This is a genomic window from Shewanella sairae (assembly GCF_023283535.1).
Taxonomy (GTDB): domain Bacteria; phylum Pseudomonadota; class Gammaproteobacteria; order Enterobacterales; family Shewanellaceae; genus Shewanella; species Shewanella sairae.
This window is the reverse complement of sequence record NZ_JAKILT010000002.1, coordinates 169560-177051: the sequence shown is the minus strand read 5'-3', so window position 1 is coordinate 177051 and position 7492 is coordinate 169560. Positions and strand designations below refer to the sequence as shown.

Genomic DNA, 7492 nt, shown 5'->3' with positions numbered 1-7492 from the left:
GATGGGCTAAAGCCCAACCTACGTAATGTATAGCCGGGTGAGGCTGACGATAGAATGTGTAGGTCGGCATTTATGCCGTCGTTGATAGCGTTGCTGTCGTTATTAATAGCGCAGTTGATGATGGGCTAAAGCCCAACCTACGTAATGTATAGCCGGGTGAGGCTGACGATAGAATGTGTAGGTCGGCATTTATGCCGTCGTTGATAGCGTCATTGATATTGTTAGTGATGCCGTCGTTGATAGCGTTGCTGTCGTTATTAATAGCGCAGTTGGTGATGGGCTAAAGCCCAACCTACGTAATGAATAGCGCAGTTGATGATGGGTTAAAGCCTAACCGACATAATAAAGCATGGTGTTGTGTCCCTGCTGTCTGTTAGCCCGATTGATTGAATTTTTAGCTCGACTTAAATTTTAACTTTAACTTTAATTTTAACTTAGATAGTAAGGAAGCATGAAAATGGCGATTCTTAATATGCAAGATCTTGAGCTTCAAGGTAAGCGCGTGCTTATTCGTGAAGATCTAAACGTACCAGTTAAAGATGGCGTGGTTAGCAGCGACGCGCGTTTACGTGCATCACTGCCTACCATCAAGCTTGCGCTTGAGAAAGGCGCAGCGGTTATGGTGATGTCTCACCTAGGTCGCCCAACAGAAGGCGAGTTCAACGCTGAATTTTCAATGCAGCCAGTGGTTGATTACCTAACAAAAGCACTTGATTGCCCTGTGAGCTTAGCAACGGAATACCTAGACGGCGTTGAAGTTGCCGTTGGCGAAGTGGTTGTGTTTGAAAACGTGCGCTTTAACGTGGGCGAAAAGAAGAACGACGAAGCACTTGCTAAGAAGATGGCTGCACTGTGTGATGTATACGTGATGGATGCATTCGGTACTGCGCACCGCGCTCAAGCGTCAACTCACGGCGTGGGTCTACACGCGCCAATCGCATGTGCTGGCCCATTGTTAGCAGGCGAACTTGCAGCACTTGGTAAAGCACTTGATAACCCAGCGCGCCCAATGGTGGCAATTGTCGGTGGTTCAAAAGTATCAACTAAGCTAACGGTACTTGAAAGCCTTTCAACTAAAGTTGACCAACTTGTTGTTGGTGGTGGTATTGCTAACACTTTCGTTGCAGCTGCTGGTCACCAAGTCGGTAAGTCACTTTATGAAGCTGACCTGATTGAAGAAGCTAAGCGCCTTGTTGCTAACGCGCAAAGCCGTGGTGGTGATATTCCAGTACCAACTGATGTGGTAGTCGCAAGCGAGTTCAGCCCTACAGCGACTGCGACGCTAAAAGATGTTAGTACAGTATCTGACACTGATATGATTTTTGATATCGGCCCTGACAGCGCTGAAGCACTTGCTGAAATCATCAAAAATGCCGGTACTGTTGTATGGAATGGTCCAGTAGGTGTATTTGAGTTTGATCAATTTGGTGAAGGCACTAAGCGTATTGCCCAGGCAATCGCTGAATCAAATGCATTTTCTATTGCCGGTGGCGGTGACACATTAGCGGCTGTTGATAAGTATGATATCGCTGATAAAGTATCTTATATTTCAACAGGCGGCGGCGCTTTCTTAGAATTCTTAGAAGGCAAAGAGTTACCAGCAGTGGCTATGCTTGAGAGCCGTGGTCAGTAATTAATACACAATGACCTAGTAATTACAAAATAATTACTAAACTGTTTGTTGGTGGGCTTTAAATCGACATTTGTCGAGGTTACACTAGCCGCCAACAAACAGTGGTAATGATTGTGCTGTGCAGTAACAAAAATAAATAGCTAAATACTGTGAACCGCACAATGATTTAGAAACAGATAACAGTAACCGTTTTAATGTTAGTCAGCTTTAAACTGGCAACGTTAGAATATAAAAATCCATCCAAACGATAGTGACCTTGGTGAGGCAACTCACCCTATTATTGGAGTAAAAAATGGCCTTAATTTCCCTACGTCAAATGTTAGATCACGCAGCAGAGCACAGTTATGGTGTACCTGCGTTTAACGTGAATAACCTTGAGCAGATGCGTGCAATTATGCAAGCTGCTGAAGCGACTGACAGCCCTGTAATTGTTCAGGCATCAGCCGGTGCACGTAAGTATGCGCGTCCACAGTTCCTTAAGTATTTGATGGCTGCTGCACTTGAGCAGTATCCAGATATCCCAGTATGTATTCACCAAGACCACGGTACTGATCCTGATATCTGTCAGCGTTCTATTCAGTTAGGCATGTCATCAGTGATGATGGACGGCTCTTTGATGGCAGACGGTAAAACACCTGCATCATACGAATACAACGTTGACGTGACTCGCCGTACAGTGGCTTTTGCTCACGCTTGTGGTGTGTCAGTTGAAGGTGAAATTGGTTGTCTAGGTAGCCTAGAAACCGGTATGGCTGGTGAAGAAGACGGTGTTGGCGCTGAAGGTATCCTAAGCCATGACCAACTGCTCACAACGCCAGAAGAAGCGGCGCGCTTTGTTGCTGACACGCACGTTGATGCACTAGCAATCGCTATCGGTACTAGTCATGGTGCTTATAAGTTTAGCCGTAAGCCTACCGGCGACGTATTGCGTATTGACCGCATCAAAGAGATCCATGCGCGTATTCCTAACACGCATCTTGTTATGCACGGTTCGTCTTCAGTACCGCAAGAGTGGCTAGAGATCATCAACCAGTATGGTGGTGCTATCCCTGAAACTTATGGCGTGCCATTAGAAGAGATCGTTGAAGGCATTAAGCACGGTGTACGTAAAGTGAACATCGATACCGATCTACGTCTTGCATCAACTGGTGCGGTACGTAAGTTCCTTGCTGAAAACCCGGCTGAATTTGACCCACGTAAATTCTTAAAGGCATCAATGGAAGCGATGGCTGACATTTGTACGACTCGTTATGAAGCATTTGGTTGTGCGGGTATGGGCTCTAAGATTAAGCCTAAGTCACTACAGGCGATGTATAAAGCATACCAAGCTGGCGAACTTGATCCAAAAATCAACTAAGCCACGTTACGCTTGACCTTTTAAGGTCTGTTATAAAAATACCTGCCATTGTGCAGGTATTTTTTTTGCCTGCAATCAGCCGGAGATTAATAACATAAGTTATACCAATCAGTATAAGAAGTTGATCTACTCAGAGCGTTTTTTGGCAACTAATTCAAGGCGAATAGATGAAAGAATGGTTATTCCCTTGTGAGGCTGTTCAACGCAGAAGTAGGCAGCCAAAAAACGCTCCAGAATGGCGAGTTTTAGCGATTCTGATGCTGCGTTAACGAGCTTAACCGTAGAACAACTATGCTCTTCACTCGCCGCCTTGCCTCAGAAGCGCTAAATTCTCGCTGAGCGACCAAATCTTTATACTGATTGGTATTACTTGTAACTGATGTTTTCAATTATTGGCACTAAATGTTAATATTGCGCCGATTTTTAGGGAACTTGGTGAATGGAGTAATAATAAGATGAAAAAAACAATTATAGCTATGGCAGTGGTACTGGCTGCTCCTTTTGCTGCGCACGCGGGTGCTGATTTTGTTGAAGGTGATAAGACCTTTGCTGGTGAAGCTGAGCTTGGTGCGACACTAACAACGGGTAACACTGATACCTCATCAGTTAAAGCGCGTCTAAAGATGATGCAAGAGCTAGGTAATTGGGAAAACGTATATCTTTTCGAAGGCCTTTATAAAGAAGACACCGATGAAGTCACCGCTAAGCGTTACTATGGTGGCATCCAAGGTGACTACAAGTTTGATGAAAAGAACTATATGTATGTTACGGGTAACTATGAAGTCGACCCATTCACCGGTTACGATTATAAAGCGGTAGCTTCTGCCGGTTACGGTCATAAGTTTATCGATAGCGGCGATATGTTTTTAAGCGCAGAAATCGGTCCTGGTTATATCTATAAAAAGCTAGATGATGAGCAGTCGGCAATCCTAGGCTATGATAATGAAGATAGCGTTGTTGCTCACGGCGCAATGAACTTTACTTACGATATCAGCGAGAGCTCTCGTTTTAGCCAGCTATTTGTAGCTGACTATGGTGATAGCTTGGAAGGTCGTTCTGAAACGTCTATTACTGCTAATATCGTCGGTGCGCTAGCAATGAAATTTGCTGTAATTGTGCGTTATAACGATTCACCATTAGATGATAAGAAAAGTACCGACACAGAGACCAATATGACTTTGTTATACGCTTTTTAAATGCGTTAACAAATGGCGCAGTGTTAACGCTTGAAATTTGACACTTTACGCTGTGCTGTAAAGTTTTGTCACTACAAGGCATCTTATGGATGCCTTTTTGTTGATTTTTGGTTTGTGTTCATAGTGCTTTTTGTTGTCTTTTTTGTGGGGTGGTTGGTTTTAATTATCAAAAGTATCAGAATGTTACGTGTTCGATTTAACATGTAGTAACATTTATGTGCGAGAAATCACGAAAGCAAAAACCGCTTTGCCTAAGCCCCATTAAATCAAGGACTCAACCTTAGAATAACAGTACACTGTTTACCAGTTATTTAGCCAGAGTTGTTAAAGTGTATATAGGTCCATATCGATTCGACCTCGAGCTTAGAGAGCTAGTCCATACTCGAACAGAATCAGCCCCTTCGTTTAAATTATCCGATATTGAATATCTAGTTTTACATCAATTGATGATGGCTAGAGGACAAGTCGTGTCTATTGACTCGATGTGCGCAGATCTATTACCTCAAGTCGTTAGCTATCAGGACATAGCTACTGCTGTGCAAAGTATCAAACGCTTTCTTGGCGCTGAATATGCCATGTTGATTGAAGATGTCGCTAAGCAAGGCTATATGCTGCATGTTAAGGCTAAAGATAAGCCAATGCTGGCATGCAGCTTAAGTGCTATCTCGATAAAGAACTATGTATTGTGTCTTATCTTAGGGGTTTTGCTGATCATCTTTTTAGCAACCAACCTAAAGACCACTTCAGATATTAGTTTATCGATTCCCTATAAATTACATATTAAGGATAGTGGTTCGGTTCTCGTGCCTATTTACGCAGCTGATGCTGATAAAGCGAAGTATAAAGCGAGAGTAGAGCAATTGGCTTTGAAGTTGGCGCGTTGCGAAAAGCTAAAGTGGCAGCGGATTTATGTCGCACCTTCAAGCAATGGTAATAAAGTTGACTTTTTAATGAATGATATAGCAGATGATGGTAAGGCTTGTAACAATTTGAAAGTGAGAAATGTAGAGGACAACTGGAACTTTATTGATGTTACTTGGCTGAAGGAAGCTGGATTCTGTGAATAAAATTATGCGTAAAAATCCTTTTGCAGGGTTCCAATCTACCCCTATTCTTACAACATTGACCTTTATTTTTGGTCTGTGTTTATTTCTTGAACATACGATTTCTTTGGATGATAGCAGCAGTTTAACCTGCACTTCCGGTGTTTATCGGGTGGGCACAGGCTTTGAAGAAAGCCAGCGTCTTGAAATGGTGAATACTGGGAATGGACTAAACGTATCACTGAGTTTTTTTAAAGGTGATCAGTTGACTAATAAAATTATGGCAAGAGGAACAGTTGAAAAGGTTCAAGCACCAATTTTAAGTTATGAAATACAGTTAGTAAGAGGGCAGCACTTAAAAAGGCTACTACAAAGTGAGTCGAGTGAAACTTTTCATGAAGCCATTGAAGATGTAAAGTATGCTGTTGCCGACAATCAAAGTGAGCCCTTTTTGATTAAAGTGCTTGAGATGAATAAAGCCGCGGGAGTGGTCACCTTGCAGGTTGAGCCTAATAATAACCTGTGGGCTTGTAAGATACAGTCATAAGATTCATCACGCCGGACTCAATTCAAATAGGTTACACTATATATAGGCTAAGGGAGCGACAAAGCTCCCACCTAGATGTAGCATATGGCATTAGTTTTATCTAATCTCTCAATTATTGTTTTTAAACCGCTAAAATATAAAATACACTCGCTTTAGGCTTACAGTAATAAGCACTACCTGTTTTGCATGTAAGCATCGTTAACTCGCTACATCATTTGTTCACAACTGTACCCTTGTCTCTGCTATTACAATTAAAAGGTGTCTGTGTCTAAAGTCAGGATAAAACAAGAAGAATCGCTGTCGATAAAATTTCTCCATCAGATGCAAGCTGGTGATAATCGGCGCTTGGATCTGTATTTTTTTCTGCCAAAAGAGATGGGGATTAACTCTCAAAGCCTCAATGAGGAGGAGTACTTTCACTCTTCAGTGGTTGGGCGGCGTTCCTACTATTCTTCTGGTCTGCATTTACCCTTAGTACAAAGTCGTTTTGCTAGTCAGAAAAAACGCACTATTGAAGAGTTTAGGCTCTATTTGAACCTGTTTGCTTATCAGTTTGCTGTAGCCATTGAGACTGACAGCAAAGAGTTAGCTCAAGTTGAAGAGTTTGATAAGTTCTATAGCTCTTTGGATGAATTAAGTGAACAGGTAGAGCATCTGCTTAAGCGTTTTAGGCGTAACGAACCTAGCGATGAAAAGTGGAAATCTTACTTTGAAAACGCCGATAATTATCTTTCGTGGCTTTGTGAGCAACGCTTACTAAAATTATTGGCCCATGCGCCAAGAACCAGCGACTTTAATGAAATTAACGATAGAGTAATAGCACTTTGTCGAGCTGAATCCCTTTATCGAAAAGAGCGTAATTACAACTCTTCGCAAACGGTGAAAGATCCGAATCGTATCGCCAATAAGATGCTGCTTCTGCGCCGCCTAATACAGCAAGGTGTGGTACTGAAAGAAGATCTTAAAACCTTGGGTGTGGGCTTGAAAAAGATGACCACAGGTATTGCGACAGGTATGGTGATGTTAGTGGTATCAGCCTTGATCATTAAGGCGCAAGGCTTCTTTAGTGGGTTAACCATCGCTCTAGTGCTGACGTTAGCGGTGATTTACGGCTTTCGTGAAATTTTTAAAGACGATATTCGTAATGCGATGTGGCGAGTGATTCAAAAAGGCCGGCCACGTTGGAGCCGTATGCTTAGCGACACCACCAGTAAAAACATTATTGCGCGCCAGCTTGTTTGGCTTGAGTTTATGCGTAAAAAAGAGCTGCCTAAACCGGTTGCTGAAATCCTCACTAAACGTCATAGCCAAAACAAAGTCGATGCCGAAATTTTGCATTACGGTATTCATACTCGTGTATCACAAAAAGATTTTCTTGCGGGTTATTCGACAATTCAGGAGCAAGTTAACTTTAGCTTTGTGCCCTTTGCGCGTAATTTAGAGCGCGGTAAAGACAAAATCTATAAAGAGCACGAAGGTAAAATTAGCAATGAGTCAGTTGAGCGGCGCTACCAAGTTAATTTGATTTTGGCTTTGAAAGAGGGCAAACAAGCTCCGCAATATGCGCGTTATAAGGTTACCATGAACCGCTCAGCTATTATTGAAATAACAGAAAGTGACTTGCCTAGTGGTGTACAAAATATGGAAGAAGCGCCCTATCAAGAAGAGCTAGAAGCTAAAGGGCCGCTAAAAGAGTAGTCGGCCCCAAAAGGGTAT

The 7492-nt window shown here is 42.6% G+C and carries 6 protein-coding genes; all 6 read left to right on the top strand.

Annotation, left to right across the window (positions count from 1 at the left end; translation table 11 throughout):
- Window positions 1-457: 457 nt before the first annotated feature.
- The 6 genes from L2748_RS01595 (at window position 458) to L2748_RS01570 (ending at window position 7474) form a co-directional block, all read left to right on the top strand.
- Window positions 458-1633: a phosphoglycerate kinase gene (locus L2748_RS01595; protein ID WP_220778651.1), complete on the top strand. Its 1176-nt coding sequence runs from the start codon at window positions 458-460 to the stop codon at window positions 1631-1633.
- 292 nt (window positions 1634-1925) lie between these two features.
- Window positions 1926-2990: a class II fructose-bisphosphate aldolase gene (gene fba / locus L2748_RS01590; protein ID WP_220778649.1), complete on the top strand. Its 1065-nt coding sequence runs from the start codon at window positions 1926-1928 to the stop codon at window positions 2988-2990.
- 455 nt (window positions 2991-3445) lie between these two features.
- Window positions 3446-4186: a DUF481 domain-containing protein gene (locus tag L2748_RS01585; RefSeq protein WP_220778648.1), complete on the top strand. Its 741-nt coding sequence runs from the start codon at window positions 3446-3448 to the stop codon at window positions 4184-4186.
- A 329-nt stretch (window positions 4187-4515) separates the two neighbouring features.
- A complete protein-coding gene (locus tag L2748_RS01580; protein WP_220778646.1) occupies window positions 4516-5253 on the top strand; it encodes a winged helix-turn-helix domain-containing protein in 738 nt (245 codons plus the stop codon).
- On the top strand, window positions 5246-5776 hold the full coding sequence (locus L2748_RS01575) for a hypothetical protein (RefSeq protein WP_246616060.1): 531 nt from the start codon (window positions 5246-5248) through the stop codon (window positions 5774-5776). Before L2748_RS01580 ends, L2748_RS01575 begins: the two co-directional genes overlap by 8 nt.
- Window positions 5777-6040: 264 nt before the next feature.
- Complete coding sequence (locus L2748_RS01570; RefSeq protein WP_220778643.1) at window positions 6041-7474, top strand: hypothetical protein; 1434 nt, start codon at window positions 6041-6043, stop codon at window positions 7472-7474.
- Window positions 7475-7492 lie beyond the last annotated feature (18 nt).